Here is a 15,205-nt window from a genome sequence, read left to right as displayed (position 1 = left end):
GGTGCCATTGGCAATTCATTGGGCCCGGAATACCTGGTTTTGAAATTTGAGTGGGGTGAGAGATGGACTGGACTCCTGGCGGGCTCAGCAGAGATGTTGAGGATAGGCGTGGATCTTCGGGGGGCGGCGGCTTTGGCGGCGGAGGCGGGTTAGGCATTGTCGGCTTCATCTTCCTGGTCATTATCAGCCTGGTCACGGGTCGCAACTACATTGGCAGCTATCTCTCCGGTGGAGGACACGTCGCGACGACGAACAGCCGTCCTGCCACCTCCTCGCCCGCAGAAGACAGGTCGGCACAACTTGTGTCTTTCGTGCTGGACGACGTGCAGCAGCAATGGGAGAGGCTGTTGCCGGAGCAGGCACGACAATCCTACCGCCACGCGAAACTGGTGCTTTTTCGTGGCTACACGAGATCGGGTTGCGGCGCGGCACAGTCCCAGACGGGACCGTTCTATTGCCCAGCAGATGAGAAGGTCTACATCGACCTGAGCTTCTGGGATGAGCTTCGCCGCATTGGGGGAAGCACGGCTGACTTTGCGCAGGCTTATGTGATCGCGCACGAACTCGGACACCACGTGCAGAATATTCTCGGGATCGACCAGCAGATGCGGCAGCTTCAGGCGCGAAATCCGGGGGCGAAAAATCAGCTTTCGGTGATGCTCGAGCTCCAGGCGGATTGTTTTGCTGGGGTATGGGCTCATACGGCGGCGCAGCGCGGCAAGATCGACCAAGCCGATGTAAATGACGGGTTGAAAGCTGCTGCCGCTGTTGGCGATGACCACATTCAGAAGATGTCACGTGGCGCAGTATCGCCAGAAAGCTTCACCCACGGATCCTCTGCCCAGCGGCAGAGCTGGTTTACGCGCGGCCTGCAATCAGGCGATGTAAACCAGTGCAATACCTTTCAGACCCGGTCCAACGAAAGCTTCTAATTTCCGCGGAAGGATCAGAAGGCCGAATTTTGGAGCGATCGAACGCGGCAGTTCAGACCCGTACCGACAGCGCGTGATGAAAAATGTTGTTTGGGTCGTACTTCCGCTTCACGTTCTGCAGAAAGGGATAAAGATCGCCGGTACCGTAATACAGTTGCGGCCAATAGGGGTGTTGCAACATATCTACGTCGGGATAATTGATGTAGCACCCCTCATAACGGTCGCTCCAGAACGGTGTCCCAGCGTACTTCTCCATCGGGCCGGTTGCGGCGTACAGGTCCTTATAAAAATCTCTCATCCACTGAATCTGGCCCTGGTCCTCAGCCGGATCTGTCCAGCTCGCGATGAACTGTAGTTTCATGCAGGAATCTCGCTGGGGAGAGGCTGTCTCTTCGAACTTCTGTTTCTGGTTCACGGCTCCGCCGAACGAATCTGCCAGAACGGTGTTCCCGGAAAGATCGACTCCGTCTATCTCGCGAGTCAGATGCTTATAGAAACAGGCGATCTCTTCCTTGCTGAAACCTCTCTTCATAAAACTGGATTTGTACTTGTGACGGTAATCCATGGGAGGGCCCGCGGAGTTCCGTCCGCCTCTTTCGTGCGAATCGATCCAACGCATCTTGCTTAACGTATGCTTCGCTAAACAGAGGTTGGTTCCTGGGTGTGCCGGCTCCGGATGGTGCTCTGCCATCGTTGGATGGACGGAGAGCTGAGCTACTGGCTTGCACTCGTCGAACATCGACAGAAACTCTTCGACGACGCGCGTGTCCTTTACTGTTCCGTCCGGATTCGTGAAGGTTACGGACATTCCCAGATGGTCAGAGCTTCGGTGCGAAAGATTGAAGATGGAGAAGAGGCCCCAGGTCTCTGGATCCCTGCCTCTTGTCTCCCAATAGTTTCCGAACAGGTAGAGAATGCGGGAAAAGCGTTCCTCGGTCATTCCATCCCAGCCAAAACTTACACTCCCGCGTAAGACCTCAGTGGGGGCCTTGGGAAGAGTGTCGAAATAAAAATTTGTAATGATGCCGAAGTTGCCCCCACCGCCGCCGCGGCATGCACGTAACAAATCCGCATCGTTATGCTTGTCGGCACGGCGGACACGAGCGTTTCCAGCGTGATCTATGGTGACGATATCGACCGCAGTTACCCAGTCCGGAGTAATTCCGTGCAGCCGCGATAGCAGCCCATAGCCTCCACCCGTTATGTGTCCGCCTGCTCCTACCGGAGGGCAGGTGCCTCCTGGGATGGTTACCAGGGCCCGCTTGTACAGTTCGGGATAAGCCTGTCCCAAGGTTGTGCCTGCACCTAGTCTGTACTTAGGCCCGTTCGGAGGCGGAGCGGTGCCCGCCAGCAGGCTTATGTCGATAATGGCTCCGCCGGGATTGTTATCAACGAAGTCTTCATAGCAGTGTCCTCCCGAACGAACTGTCGGCCGCAACCCGGCGTGCACGAAGCGTTGCAATGCCTCGGCGACATCGTCACTGGTATCACAAAGTGCTACGCGGCTGGCTCTGTCGCCACTTTCAGGGAAACGCGCATTCTGCCCCCGGCTAAGCCGATCAAATCGAATGTCGCCGGGCGACACAATTTCAATGGACATGCAGGAAATTCCTCTATTCGCACAATATCAGTAGATATTTACAGCCGGGAATAAGGCATTCGACCTACTGCGGAGGGACATCAAATTCCATGGATAACTCAAGCTGTGTGCTGGCTTACCTGACGGAAGAATCGCAGTAGATTTTCTCCCCAAAACTTCTTGATGCGCTCCTCACTATAGCCGCGTCGCAGCATGGCGTCGGTGATCATGGGCAAATCGCGGACGTCACGCATCCCTCTTGCCAGAGTGGGGCCGCCGTCAAAATCTGTGCCGAGGGCAACGTGATCCTCTCCCACCATCTGGATAGCCTTGTCGACCACGGCGACCCAGTTGTCCACTGCCATCATCACGGAATCCGGAACCGTAGCCCCGCGCATCGGGAACTGAGCTGCCACCAGTGCATCGATTTCATAGATTGTTTTGCCTTTGACCCGGTCAGGAATACTGCTGGTATCGAAGAATGTTTTGCCGCGTTGTGCCGTGAGCCAGTCGTATTCCTTTGGATAGCTGAATTCGCTGCCAATCTGGAATCCGATGATGCCGCCTTTTGCCGCCAGCTTTTTTAAAAGCCAGTCCGGCATATTGCGAGGAATATTGTTAACACTTCGCAGTCCGTGATGCGTTGCAATAACCGGGACATCGCTGACGTCGATCACCTGCGAGATCGTATCGTCGGCAGAGTGAGAGACGTTAATCATCATGCCCAAACGATTCATCTCCCGAATTACGTCGCGACCATGGGAGCTGATGCCATTCGACTTCGGGGGAGAACAACAGGAGTCCGCATAGTTCTGGTTCCAGTTGTGGGCCGAAAGCTGTGCCGCCCGTAGACCCATTCCGTGAAGATCGCGCAGGACGCCAAGATCTCCGTCAAGATCGTAGCTGCCCTCAATATCGAGCACTGCCGCCATCTTGTTTTTCGCCCGTATGCGCACGACATCATCGGCATTCAGGGCCAGCTCGGCCTGGTCGCGATTTTCGTCCAATTGCCGCAAAGCATGATCGATACGGCGTAGTGTTTGCTTGGTCTCAAAACGACCAGGGCAATACTCCTCTGGAACGAAGACGGAGAGAAAGAAGGCACCTTCGCCGCCCTCACGTGCGCGCGGAAGATCCCATTGGCCATCGGGCTTTTGCTCACCCATGCTGCCACCGTGGTAGAACTCGCGATCTAGGGCATGTACGTGGCCGTCAAAGATGAACGCGCGTTGGTGGATTGCGCGTGCCTGAGAAGAAATTTGTGGAGCCGTCTGATTCTGAGCAACTGCTTCCTGTAAAAAATCAGCCCGAAGAGCTGGATTCATTGCGATCGGAGCCAATGCGCTGAAACTTAAAAAACGGCGACGACTCAGCACGAGGTTCCCCCTGAAGTTATGAGCACGGTGAGATGGATTTTGGTCACGAGCTGCCAATCTGTGTCTGTTTTTATTGTATTGAGCGAGCCTATTGCACCATGGGGCGCCTGTGGCTCTGCTTCATTCGGGGCAGTATACAGGATCAATTACGTTTGTTCGAGGCTGGGAGCCCCAGGCTATCTCAGTGCAGCGCGAATGGAGCGGTTCGGGTTTCGCCTCTGTCGGAATCACAATACATTCGAACCTGATTTACGCGCGGCGGAGAGACGGAAAGACAGAAGATAGACAGCGCTTGCGATGAAGAATCCGATGAACCATGCATAGTCGTAGAGCGGTCGAAGCGAGGGAATCACAAGACCGATCAGGGCGGCGAAGGCTCCCATGACGAGTGCGGCAATCGCGCTGGGATGGATGCCACGTGAATATTCGTAGGCTCCATCTCTTCGATAGAGCGAATCGACATCCAGCCTGGTTCGGCGAATCAGGAAATAGTCTGTGATCATGATCCCGGCGATCGGGCCGAGCAGGGCAGAGTAGCCAATGAGCCATCCGAAGATGTAGCTTCCGAAGCTGCTCATCAGCTTCCACGGCATCATCGCGAGCCCTAGAAATCCGGTAATCAGGCCGCCGGTTCGGAAGCTGATGTAGCGCGGTGCGAGATTGGAAAAATCGTTTGAAGGCGAGACGACATTCGCGCCGATGTTGACGTTGAGGGTAGCGATCAACAGGGCGATCAGTGCGAGAAATGCGACGAAAGGTTGATGAAAACGGCCTAACAGTGTGATCGGCGACCAGATAGGCTCTCCGAAGATGGCCACCGACGCCGAGGTGCAGGCAATGCCGATGAAGGAATAGAGCGTCATCGCCATTGGAAGCCCTAAGGACTGCCCGACAATCTGTGCATCCTGACTTTTGGCATAGCGGGTAAAGTCGGGAATATTGAGCGACAGCGTCGCCCAGTATCCCACCATCGCTGTAAGCGAAGGGAAGAAGAACCTGAGAAAGGCACCCGTTGAATGGAATCGACTGGGCGCAGAAAGCATGGGACCAAATCCTCCCGCTTTATGCAGCATCCAGAAGAGCAGTGTCAGCGACATGATCAGCATGAAGGGCGCGGAGAAACTTTGCAGAAAGCGAATGGATTCGACGCCTCGCCAGACGATCAGCATGTTCAACAGCCAGAAACCGAGAAAGCAAGCCCACTGCACACCGGGCTGATTCGCTGTTTGTGGCCAGAGTACGTTAAGCATCGCGAAGATTGCCTGTCCACCGAGCCACGATTGGATGCCGAACCAGCCGCAGGCGACGATGGCACGCAGCAGCGCCGGAATGTTCGCGCCACGCGTACCGAACGATGCGCGCACGAAGACAGGAAACGGGATTCCATACTTTGAGCCTGCATGCGCGTTGAGAATCATCGGCAACAGTACGATGAGATTGCCGAGCAGGATGGTGCCGACGGCCTGCTTCCAGTTCATGCCGCCTGCAATGAGCGACGACGCAAGCATATACGTCGTCACCTCCATCGACATGGAGAACCAGAGGGCGATGTAATTGTAGGTACTCCAGGTTCGGCGTTCAGGTGGAGTTGGTGCGAGATCTTCGTTGTACAGGCGTGGGTCGTGCGGGACGTCGCTGTAGACAGGGGCAGAAGAGATATCGACGCGCGAGGCCGGCATCATTGCCACGCTCCGCCTCGAGCCTCACGGCGCAGGTACGTCCCGCGACCAGTGGCAGCGATGTAGCTGCCGTCATCCACTACAAGTTCGCCGCGAGAAAAGACCTTGCTGGCATTTCCTTTGACCTTCCAGCCCTCAAACAAGGAGAAGTCGCAGCGCATATGATGCGTTGCTGCGGAGATCAAGTGTTCAGCATTTGGATCCCAGAGAACAATGTCGGCATCCGCGCCTATCTGGAGGACACCCTTCCTCGGATACAAGCCAAAGATGCGCGCGGGCGCTGTGGAGGTGATCTCAACAAATCGTTCCAGAGTAATCTTTCCAGCGTTGACTCCAAAATGATAGAGAAGCTGCATCCGATTCTCTACACCAGGACCACCGTTGGGGATTTTGGTGAAATCGTCCTTTCCGAGTTGTTTCTGGTCTGCGAAGCAAAAGGGGCAGTGGTCAGTAGAAACGACCTGCAGATGGTCATGGACAAGTCCGTCCCATAGCTTGGGCTGATTCTTTTTCTCGCGCAGTGGTGGAGTGAAGACGTATTTCGCTTCTTCGAAGCTCTTGCCGGGCATCTGGTCTTCGAGCGAGAGCAGAAGATACTGCGGACAGGTCTCTGCAAATGCAGGCAGTCCGCGGTCGCGCGCTTCACGAACCTGATTCAGCGCGTCCTCGCTGGAGAGGTGGACGATGTAGACAGGAACCCCGGCCATCTCGGCAAGAGCGATGGAACGATGAACGGCCTCGGCTTCGGCTTTGGTGGGACGCGTGAGTGCGTGATAGATCGGCGCCGTTTTTCCTTCGGCGAGCGCCTGTTGGACGATGACGTCGATCGCAGAGCCATTCTCGGCGTGCATGCAGATAAGAGCACCGTTTTTCGCGGTCTGCTTGAGCGCCTTGAAGATGGTGCCGTCATCGACCATGAGCACATTGGGATACGCCATAAAGAGTTTGAAGCTGGCGACTCCCTCGCGCACCATGTCATCCATATCGTCGAGGCCCTGCCTGCCTGCATCAGAGCCAAGGTCGGTGACGATCATATGCAGGCCGTAGTCGATGCAGGCCTTGCCCTCGGCTTTGGCGCGCCAGATGTCGAGGGCGTCGCGCATCCGCGCACCCCGACCCTGGATGGCGAAATCGACGATGGTCGTGGTACCGCCAATGGCAGCGGCGCGTGTCCCGGTGAGAAAATCGTCGGCGGAGACGGTACCGCCGAATGGCATGTCCATGTGCGTGTGCGCATCGATACCGCCAGGAAGGACGAGCAGACCTGTTGCATCGATCAGAGTATGGCCATTGGCAGCGATGCCACTACGAACATCGCTGACTTTGTCGTTTTCGATGAGGAGGTCAGCCTTCTGCGTACCATCGGCATTGACAACGGTTCCATTCTGAATCAGCGTTCCCATGCGGCTCCTACAAATTTATTAGGCAGGCGTGGATGTGCGCTCGGCCCATGTCTCGGGGGCGAGACCTGTGTCGACGCGTTCCATGGTGATGCAGTTTTCGACAGGACAGACGAGCGAGCAGAGATTGCAACCGACGCAGTGGTGCTCGTCGACCCGCGGGATGCGCTCCAGGGGTGTTATGGCGCTGCTTACGCCTGAATTGCCAGGATCGAGCTTGGGGATGGGCGTTATCGCGATGCGCCTACTGGATTCTGCAGCGACCATCGCGGGTGTGCGCGTGGTGTCAGGCATGGGCGAAGTGCGGTCGAGATGGATGCATTGATGTGCGCCGTCCCAGCAAGCGGTATAGCAGAGCTGACATCCGATGCAGAGCTCTTCATGGATCCTGGCAACAATTTTGAAGTTGAGATCAAGATCCTTCCATTCGCGAACCTTGGGGATGGAGAGGCCTCGAAAATCGTCGATGGTCGAATAGCCTTTTTCGGCCATCCATTGCAGCATCCCGTCAGCCATATCTTCGATAATGCGGTAGCCATAGTGCATGACGGCAGTGCAGACCTGAACTGTTCCACTGCCGAGAAGAATGAACTCGACGGCATCGCGCCACGAGCCAATGCCTCCGATACCTGACATCGGGAGGGCCGACGCGGGATCGGACATGACCTGGTGAACCATGTTGAGAGCGATTGGCTTTACTGCGGGGCCGCAGTATCCGCCGTGCGAACTGAGGCCGCCGACGTTTGGATTGGGCTCGAGCGTATCGAGGTCGATGCCGGTGATGGAGTTGATGGTGTTGATCGCGGAGAGCGCATCAGCGCCTGCGCGCTTCGCAGCGCGAGCCGTAGCGCGAATGTCAGTGATGTTAGGGGTGAGTTTGACAATGACGGGGGTACGAGCCTTCTCCTTGGCCCAGCCGGTGATGCGCTCGGCGTATTCGGGCACCTGGCCGACCGCGGAGCCCATGCCGCGCTCGCTCATGCCATGTGGACAGCCGAAGTTGAGCTCGAGACCATCGGCGCCTGCGTCTTCGGCACGCTTGACGATATCGTGCCAGGCCTCGCGCCGGCTCTCGACCATGAGTGACGCGATGATGACATGCTTCGGATAGCGGCGCTTAACCTCGGCGATCTCCTCCAGGTTTACCCCGATGGGGCGATCGGAGATGAGTTCGATATTGTTGAAGCCCATCATGCGTTGGCCATTCCAGTCGATGGAAGAGTAACGCGAGCTGACGTTGGTGATAGGCTCACCGATAGTCTTCCAGACTGCGCCTCCCCAGCCTGCATCGAAGGCGCGCATCACCTGTTCGCCGCAATTAGAAGGCGGCGCCGATGCCAACCAGAAGGGGTTGAGGCACTGAATGCCGCAGAACGTGGTCTCGAGTGTGGGCTTAGGCATTGGCGAGTTGGGCCTCCAGCCATGCGGCAATTCCGATGCCGGCGCGTTTGCCATCTGCAACCGCATCGACAACTTCGCGGCCGCCATTGGTGCAGTCTCCGCCAGCGAAGAACTTTGGGTTGGAGGTTTGCCCGGTGATTCGGTCAATGAAGATGCGTCCGTCCTCAAGCATGATTCTGTCGGAAAGAAATGTCGCGTGTGTTGACTGCCCAATGGCGAGGATGATGAGATCCACAGGGAGAGAAAACTCCGAGCCCGCCTGCGGCATAGGCAGATCGTCTTCCGTAATGGTGAGTTTTTGCAGCTTCAGGGCTTCCACTCTATCCGTGCTTTCGATGCCGATAGGCTGTGTGTGCCAAAGGAATTTAACGCCTTCTTCACGGGCATGCTTATATTCAAAGTCGAAGGCCGACATCTTTTCCGGACCACGGCGATAAACTATGTGAACTTCGGTCGCGCCTAGTCGAACGGCTGCGTTGGCTGCATCGATGGCGGTATTTCCTGCGCCAATCACCGCAACCCGTTGAGGAACGGAGAGGATCGTACTGGACTTGTAGCCTGCGATGAAGTCAAGCGCATTGGTAACTCCATGCAGCTGTTCGCCGACGATGCCAAGTTGATGAATTGCACCGAGCCCCACGCCAAGGAAGACTGCATCGTGTGTGCGCTCGAGCTCAGCTAGTTTTGCCGCATCAATGCGAGCATTAAAGCGGAACTCTACACCGAGTTGCGAAAGCAGATCGATCTCGCGAAGGCTCTCTGCGAGGGGGAGCTTGTACTCGGCAATACCATAGGTGTTCAGGCCGCCGGGAAGCTGACCTGCTTCAAAGAGGATCGCGCGGACTCCGCGCCGGCGAAGCTCGGCGGCGCAGGCGAGCGATGCGGGGCCCGCGCCGACCAGCGCTACGCTGAGTCCGGTGTCGGCAGCGGGCGTAAACGGCAGGGGCGCGCCGCTCTCATGGAAAGAATCCATCGCGAAGCGCTGGAGCCGTGCGATCTCAATCGGCTGTTTATTATAACGGTGCATCACGCAGGCGCCTTCGCACAGTACGGCCACAGGGCACGCGCGCGAACAACTGGCGCCAAGGATATTGGCGTCCAGAATGGTTCGTGCGGAACCTGCAAGATTGCCGCTTGCGATCTTTTTGATGAACCCTGGTACATCGATATGCGTTGGACAGGCAGTGGTGCAGGGCGCATCGAAGCAGTAAAGACACCGATTCGACTCAACCAGAGCTGCTTGCCGGTCCAAGGGAGGATGCAGGTCGGGAAAGCGCGCAGCGATCTCTGGAGACTGTGTGAATCGCCGGCGGAAGCTTGCATCTTCGGTCATCACGACCCCTGTGGCAGCCTGTCTGTATGTCGCCTGTCCGGCTGCAGGAGAGATCATTATCCATGATTTGGAAAGAATGTTAAGCGATTTCGCGAATTCTGGATAGGTATATCGGGATCAACGGGCGATCCAGCGCATTGTCTTTCTCGCCAGATTGTCGAACGCCTGTGCGGCTAGCTCAATGTGCTCGATCTTCGTATCCTCTGCTTTATTGTGGCTAAGGCCTGCAAGTGACTGCGCGAACATCATGACAGTCGGAATTCCTGCTCGTGCAACTTCTGCCGCGTCGTGCAGTGGTCCTGAAGGAAGACGATGGGAGGCACCTACGGTCTCACGCAGGGCTGCGTCGCATAGCTCGATCAATTCCGGGTGAAAGGGTACCGGTTCAATGCTCCAGATGCGCGACCACTCAACGCTGCAATTCTCCTCTGCGGCGAAGCGCTCGCTTGCTGCCATTGCATCGCCGAACATCTGCGCGAGAACGTCTGCATTGAGATCGCGCATGTCGAGCGTCGTCTCGCAGCGTCCGACGACGGCGGTTACAATTCCGGGGAAGGTTTTGACGCTTCCCATAGTTGCAACGGAGTCTGCATGGGCGAGCGCAATTGGACGGATCTCGAGGGCCAGCTTCGCCGCTGCAGCCAGAGCGTCGCGCCGAGCGGCCATCGGCGTGGAACCGGAGTGGGCCTCCTGGCCCAGGAAGGTAATGGCATGGCGCTCCACGCCCTTTGTGCCTAGAACGACGCCTAGGGGAAGCTGGAGTTGTTCGAGAACCGGACCCTGCTCGATGTGCAACTCGAGATAAGCTGCCGCATGAGCCTGCTCTTTTGCCGCATCTCCAATATTTTCGATGTCAAAACCACATTCGCGCAGAGCATCTTCAAGACGAGTCCCGTCGTGGTCGGTTCGACCTCGATCTGCTGCAATCGTGTGGGTCCCTGCGAAGGCGGAGGACCCGAAGAGGCTACGACCGAAACGAGCACCCTCCTCGTCAGCCCAATCGACCAAACGAATGGTGACAGGCGGTACGCCTTGGAAATCCTCCGCGATGCCTTGCAGAACTTCGAGACTGGTGAGCACGCCAAGGCACCCGTCCAACCATCCTCCGTTGGGGACGGAGTCGAGGTGTCCGCCAAGGAGCAGCGCCTTCTCAGAACGGCCTCTCAGCGTAATCCATAAATTTCCGCTGGCATCATAGTGCTTTTCGACTGGAAGATCGCGCAGCTTTGTCTCGAACCAGGCCTGCGCCTTGAGCCACATCGCAGACCATGCGACACGTTGAGCGCCGTTACTGTCAGCGGTGAGGGCGCGAAGCTCCTGCAGGTTTGACACCACTTTTTTTGGATCGATTGGCATAGCCTCTTCGTCCCCGAAAGACCTTCGACCTGTAAACCTTCTAACAGGAGAAATCGGAATATCAGGCATAGTACAGGTTTTTATTTCAGGCAGGGCGATCCCTCTTGAAGAATGCTTGCCCTCAGGAAACTGATGTTCGCCGGTGATTAAGACTTGGGCGCGAGGCTGTCGTCGGGGTAGGATGATCTGGCATGCAAAGCATACTTGTTTTATTGGTGATGATCAGCTTTTGCGGACTTTCACAGGCCCAGACTTCGGTGGATCGAATCTATGTATTCGGCGACAGCTACTCGGACATTGGCCGAGGATGGGTCGACAGTGATGGACCCACAGCAGTCGCGTATCTGGCGCATCGGATGGGATTGACGATGGTGCCTTCCAATGCTCACGACGCGGAGGAGAAAAGTCTCGACTTCGCGGTGAGCGGAGCGCCTACCGGAGAGAGTCCCGGCCATATCGTTCCCAAAGGCTGGCTGGGGCTCGGTATGAAAAACCAGGTTGCTGAATTCGTCGCGCGAGTGCATGACGGCTCTATTGCCTTCGATGCGGATACGACCATCTTCTTCCTCGCCGGTGGCCTCAATGACAAGCGCATCACGACCGAGCAGACCGTGGCCAATCTCGAGGGAGAGATGGACGCCTTATACGCAGCAGGAGCTCGACGATTCAGGATCGCCGTATTACCTGAGAAGATTCCCGCCTTCAGCGAGGTAGGTAAGCGGCTCAACCCTGCGTTGCGCGCTATTCCGGAAGAGATGCGGTCCAAGCTAAAGGGCGCAGAGGTGGAATCCAGCCAGTGGGGTACGTTCTATGACCTTGTGATGGATCATGCCGACAAATACGGCATCACCGATACTGCGAACCAGTGCGCAGGCCGTGCGATCTTCGACGAAGACGCAACGCCGTGTGCGACTCCGGCGAACCATTACTACTATCACAAGGGGCACCCCTCAACAGCGGTTCACAAGCTGGTCGGTGACATGTTGTACAAGGAGATGACCAGCACTAAAGCGACGACCACTAAGGCAGCACATGCAGAGCCGTCCCCGCCGCAGTCGCCTCGTCCGTGAAGTAGCGGCGAATCTTGTCGGCAGTCGCACTGTTTACGACAGCGGTTAAAGCATGGGGAGTCTTCTCAGCGGTCTGGCGGATTGCACGGACCGAGCCGAAATGTTCGAGCAGACGCTGGCGCGTGCGTGGGCCGACGCCCGGGATAGCGAGCAGTTCCGAGTCACGATCCCGCATCTCTCGTCGTTTGCGATGGTACGAGATTGCGAACCGGTGCGATTCGTCGCGAATCTTTTGAACAAGGTGAAGCACAGGGGAGCGGCGGTCAAGGACAACCGGGTCGTTTTCCTGGCCATACACGTAGATCACCTCTTCGCGTTTTGCGATGGAGGCCAGGGGCTGCAGCGTTACGCCGATCTCATTCAGTGCGTCTGCGGCGGCATGCAGCTGGCCTAGTCCGCCGTCGATCAGAATCAACGATGGAAAAGGTTTCTTCTCGTCGAGAAGCCGCTTGTAGCGGCGATGAACAATCTCCCTCATCGAAGCGAAGTCGTCGACTCCCGTCACTGTACGCACCTGAAACTTGCGGTAGTCGGACTTCTTCATCGCGCCGTCTTCCCAGACCACCATCGACGCTACGGTCTCCGCGCCCTGGATATGCGAGATGTCGAAGCATTCAATCCGGCGTGGCGGTTCTTCGAGCATGAGCGCGTCCTGCAGGGCTTCGACAATGGCTTTTTGCGAAGGTAAAAGGACACGGAAGCGTTGATCGTAAGACTGTTTGGCGTTTTGTCCCACCAGATCCAGGAGCGAGCGCTTCTCCCCGCGCTGCGGAGCAAGAATTTCAATGCGATGCCCGGTGCGCTCGGCAAGAAGATCGGCGAGAATCGCGCGGTCGGAGAAGTCGACGGGTACCAGGATCGCCCGCGGAACATAGCCTTGATCGAGATAGAGCTGTTTAAGCAGGGCCGAAAAGAATGCAGAGGGACTGAAGGCGGAACCAGGTTCGGCGATGCTCGCGTGCTGGGTGAGAGGAGATCCCTCGCCAATCTCGGGAGCCGTACAAGACGGGTCAGGCTCGAGCGAAGGAAGGGACTCAGTTGAAGAGAGAGTTGCCGGCACATGCGACTGAGCGCGCGCCGCCGCGTCGTGGCTGACTGTCGCATCTTCATCAGAGGACGCTTCCATAAACTCCGGCAGGTCCTCCCAGAAAAAGTCGCGACGGTCGACGATCTTGCCGGAGCGCATGTGGAACAGATTCACCGCAAGCATCTCGTTTTCGTAGTGGAAGCCGAAGACGTCAGCATCTTCGTTGTCGGTGGTTGCGATGCGCTGCTTGTCGAGCATCTGATGGACGGTGGAGAGCTGGTCACGCATCCGTGCGGCAAGTTCATATTGCTCTGCTTCAGCTGCACGCTGCATCCGGGTGGTCAACCGCTGCTCCAGTTCACCGGGGCGGCCCTCAAGAAAGAGTTGCACATCGCGAATGGACTGAGCGTACTCTTCAGGCGTCGTGAAGCCCTCCACGCATGGGCCCAGGCATCGCTTAATGTAGTACTGCAAACAGGCGCGCGGATGATAGCGGGAAAGATCGACCTTACAGCTGGGGATCAGGAAACTGCGGTGGATCAGGTCCACCAGACGATGGGCGAGATTGCCAGGAAAATAGGGGCCAAAGTAGGCGCTGCCATCCCTACGCAAACGGCGAGTAACGAAGACCTTGGGGTAGCGGTCTCCCATCGTCAACTTAATGTAAGGGTAGGTTTTGTCGTCTCGAAGCAGAATATTGAAGCGTGGCTTGCGCTGCTTGATCAGGTTGTTCTCAAGAGCCAGGGCTTCATGTTCGTTAGCTACGGTGATGTAGTCGACATCGACCGCTTCGCGCATCAAGGTGCCGGTCTTGGCATTTGCCTGCGAAGTTTCAAGGAAGTAGGAGCGAACGCGCGCGCGCAGGTTCTTCGCCTTGCCCACATAGATGACCTCGCCCTCGGCGTTCTTATAGAGATAGCAACCGGGAGAGGTAGGGAGGGTCCGGATTTTTTGCTGAAGATCCATTCCAGTTCGGAGCCGCACGACGCAAATGTTGGCGGCAGAGGGCTTAGCTTTCAGTGTAGACGCCTTTGGAATAAAAGGTTGCCTGAGTAGATTTGACGCAAATTCACAACAAAAGTTCCAGATCCGAAAGGGGGATCCGTCGAGGCAGGGAGGCGGATACTTCTTGTATATGACTGAAAAAAAGCTACTTACATGTGTCGTCTATTTGGCATCACGATTGCAGTTGCCATAAGCGCAACTGTTGCAGTCTGACTGCACGAAGGAGAGTACGCAAATGAGCTCCATGACAGGTTTTCATTTTGGCAAAGAGATGAAGTTCGGTTCTGCCGGAACTGTTGTTCTTACCAGCGCGCTGTTGCTTACGTTTACCGTCGGCTGCTCGAGCAAGAATTATGTTCGATCGCAGACGGCGCCTCTGGTCGACAAGACCAACCAGCTCGATGCAAAGACGGCGAGTGACCACCGCACGATCCTCGATACAGACGACCGTGCCAAATCGGGGATTGCGAAAGCACAGGGTTCGGCTGACACCGCTGATCAGCACGCAATGGCGGCAGGGCAGTCCGCGGATGCGGCTGGCAAGTCGGCACAGGAAGCTTACAACCGTGTAGACACGCTGAGCGGCGTGGTTGCAAACCTGGACAACTACAAGTCAGTGTCGGATGTGAACGTAACGTTTGGGTTCGACAAGTCTGTCCTTACCGCGGATGACAAGAAAACACTGGACGATTTCGCGGCTGGACTCGCCGAGAAGCGAAGCTATATTCTCGCGGTGACTGGCGGAACCGACTCCACCGGCGATGCGAATTACAACTACGGCCTTAGCCAGCGAAGAGCGGACGCAGTCGTAAATTATCTCGCGACCAAATACAACATTCCACCCCATAAGTTCTATCTCATAGGTATCGGTAAGGATAAGCAGGTAGCCAGCGATAGCACCGCAGCTGGCCGTGCTAAGAATCGCAGGGTCGAAGTAAAGCTGATGACGAATATGGATCAGCAGGCTTCTACGGCAACATCAGCGAGCCGATAGAGATAGTTTTTCCCGCACCACCCAATCTGCACGACCTACATACCGCAAGGCGC

The 15,205-nt window shown here is 56.6% G+C and carries 11 protein-coding genes; 3 read left to right on the top strand and 8 right to left on the bottom strand.

The features are described 5' to 3' along the window. Positions 1-62: 62 nt before the first annotated feature. A complete protein-coding gene (gene ypfJ, locus AC5S26_RS11005) occupies positions 63-932 on the top strand; it encodes a KPN_02809 family neutral zinc metallopeptidase (RefSeq protein WP_494184941.1) in 870 nt (289 codons plus the stop codon). Positions 933-984: 52 nt separating this feature from the next. Here the strand turns inward: ypfJ and AC5S26_RS11000 are convergent, their stop codons facing one another. From AC5S26_RS11000 to AC5S26_RS10970, 7 genes are all read right to left on the bottom strand, one after another. Further along, positions 985-2,532: an FAD-binding oxidoreductase gene (locus AC5S26_RS11000; RefSeq protein WP_494184940.1), complete on the bottom strand. Its 1,548-nt coding sequence runs from the start codon at positions 2,530-2,532 to the stop codon at positions 985-987. Positions 2,533-2,630: 98 nt separating this feature from the next. Then, a complete protein-coding gene (locus AC5S26_RS10995) occupies positions 2,631-3,836 on the bottom strand; it encodes a dipeptidase (RefSeq protein WP_494184939.1) in 1,206 nt (401 codons plus the stop codon). 278 nt (positions 3,837-4,114) lie between these two features. Next, positions 4,115-5,569 (bottom strand): NCS1 family nucleobase:cation symporter-1, encoded by a 1,455-nt coding sequence (locus AC5S26_RS10990; protein WP_494184938.1) that lies wholly within the window; start codon positions 5,567-5,569, stop codon positions 4,115-4,117. Then, positions 5,566-6,969, bottom strand: a complete 1,404-nt coding sequence (gene hydA / locus AC5S26_RS10985) for a dihydropyrimidinase (protein ID WP_494184937.1) — start codon at positions 6,967-6,969, stop codon at positions 5,566-5,568. Before hydA ends, AC5S26_RS10990 begins: the two co-directional genes overlap by 4 nt. An 18-nt stretch (positions 6,970-6,987) precedes the next feature. Further along, a complete protein-coding gene (gene preA / locus AC5S26_RS10980) occupies positions 6,988-8,367 on the bottom strand; it encodes an NAD-dependent dihydropyrimidine dehydrogenase subunit PreA (protein WP_494184936.1) in 1,380 nt (459 codons plus the stop codon). Next, positions 8,360-9,757: an NAD(P)-dependent oxidoreductase gene (locus AC5S26_RS10975; RefSeq protein ID WP_494184935.1), complete on the bottom strand. Its 1,398-nt coding sequence runs from the start codon at positions 9,755-9,757 to the stop codon at positions 8,360-8,362. The genes preA and AC5S26_RS10975 overlap by 8 nt, the downstream gene beginning before the upstream one ends. A 60-nt stretch (positions 9,758-9,817) precedes the next feature. After that, complete coding sequence (locus tag AC5S26_RS10970) at positions 9,818-11,056, bottom strand: Zn-dependent hydrolase (protein WP_494184934.1); 1,239 nt, start codon at positions 11,054-11,056, stop codon at positions 9,818-9,820. A gap of 191 nt (positions 11,057-11,247) precedes the next feature. On the opposite strand from AC5S26_RS10970, the gene AC5S26_RS10965 reads away from it, so the two are divergent. Next, on the top strand, positions 11,248-12,126 hold the full coding sequence (locus AC5S26_RS10965; RefSeq protein WP_494184933.1) for an SGNH/GDSL hydrolase family protein: 879 nt from the start codon (positions 11,248-11,250) through the stop codon (positions 12,124-12,126). Here the strand turns inward: AC5S26_RS10965 and uvrC are convergent. After that, a complete protein-coding gene (gene uvrC / locus AC5S26_RS10960) occupies positions 12,077-14,119 on the bottom strand; it encodes an excinuclease ABC subunit UvrC (RefSeq protein ID WP_494184932.1) in 2,043 nt (680 codons plus the stop codon). The genes AC5S26_RS10965 and uvrC overlap by 50 nt on opposite strands. Before the next feature lie 274 nt (positions 14,120-14,393). Between uvrC and AC5S26_RS10955 the strand changes: the two genes are divergently transcribed. Further along, entirely contained in the window at positions 14,394-15,152 is a 759-nt protein-coding gene (locus AC5S26_RS10955) for an OmpA family protein (RefSeq protein ID WP_494184931.1), read from the top strand. Positions 15,153-15,205 lie beyond the last annotated feature (53 nt).

Source organism: Edaphobacter sp. FHG110511_03, from assembly GCF_059115365.1.
The sequence above is the reverse complement of the archived record's forward strand: the minus strand, read 5'-3'. Positions and strand labels throughout refer to the sequence as shown.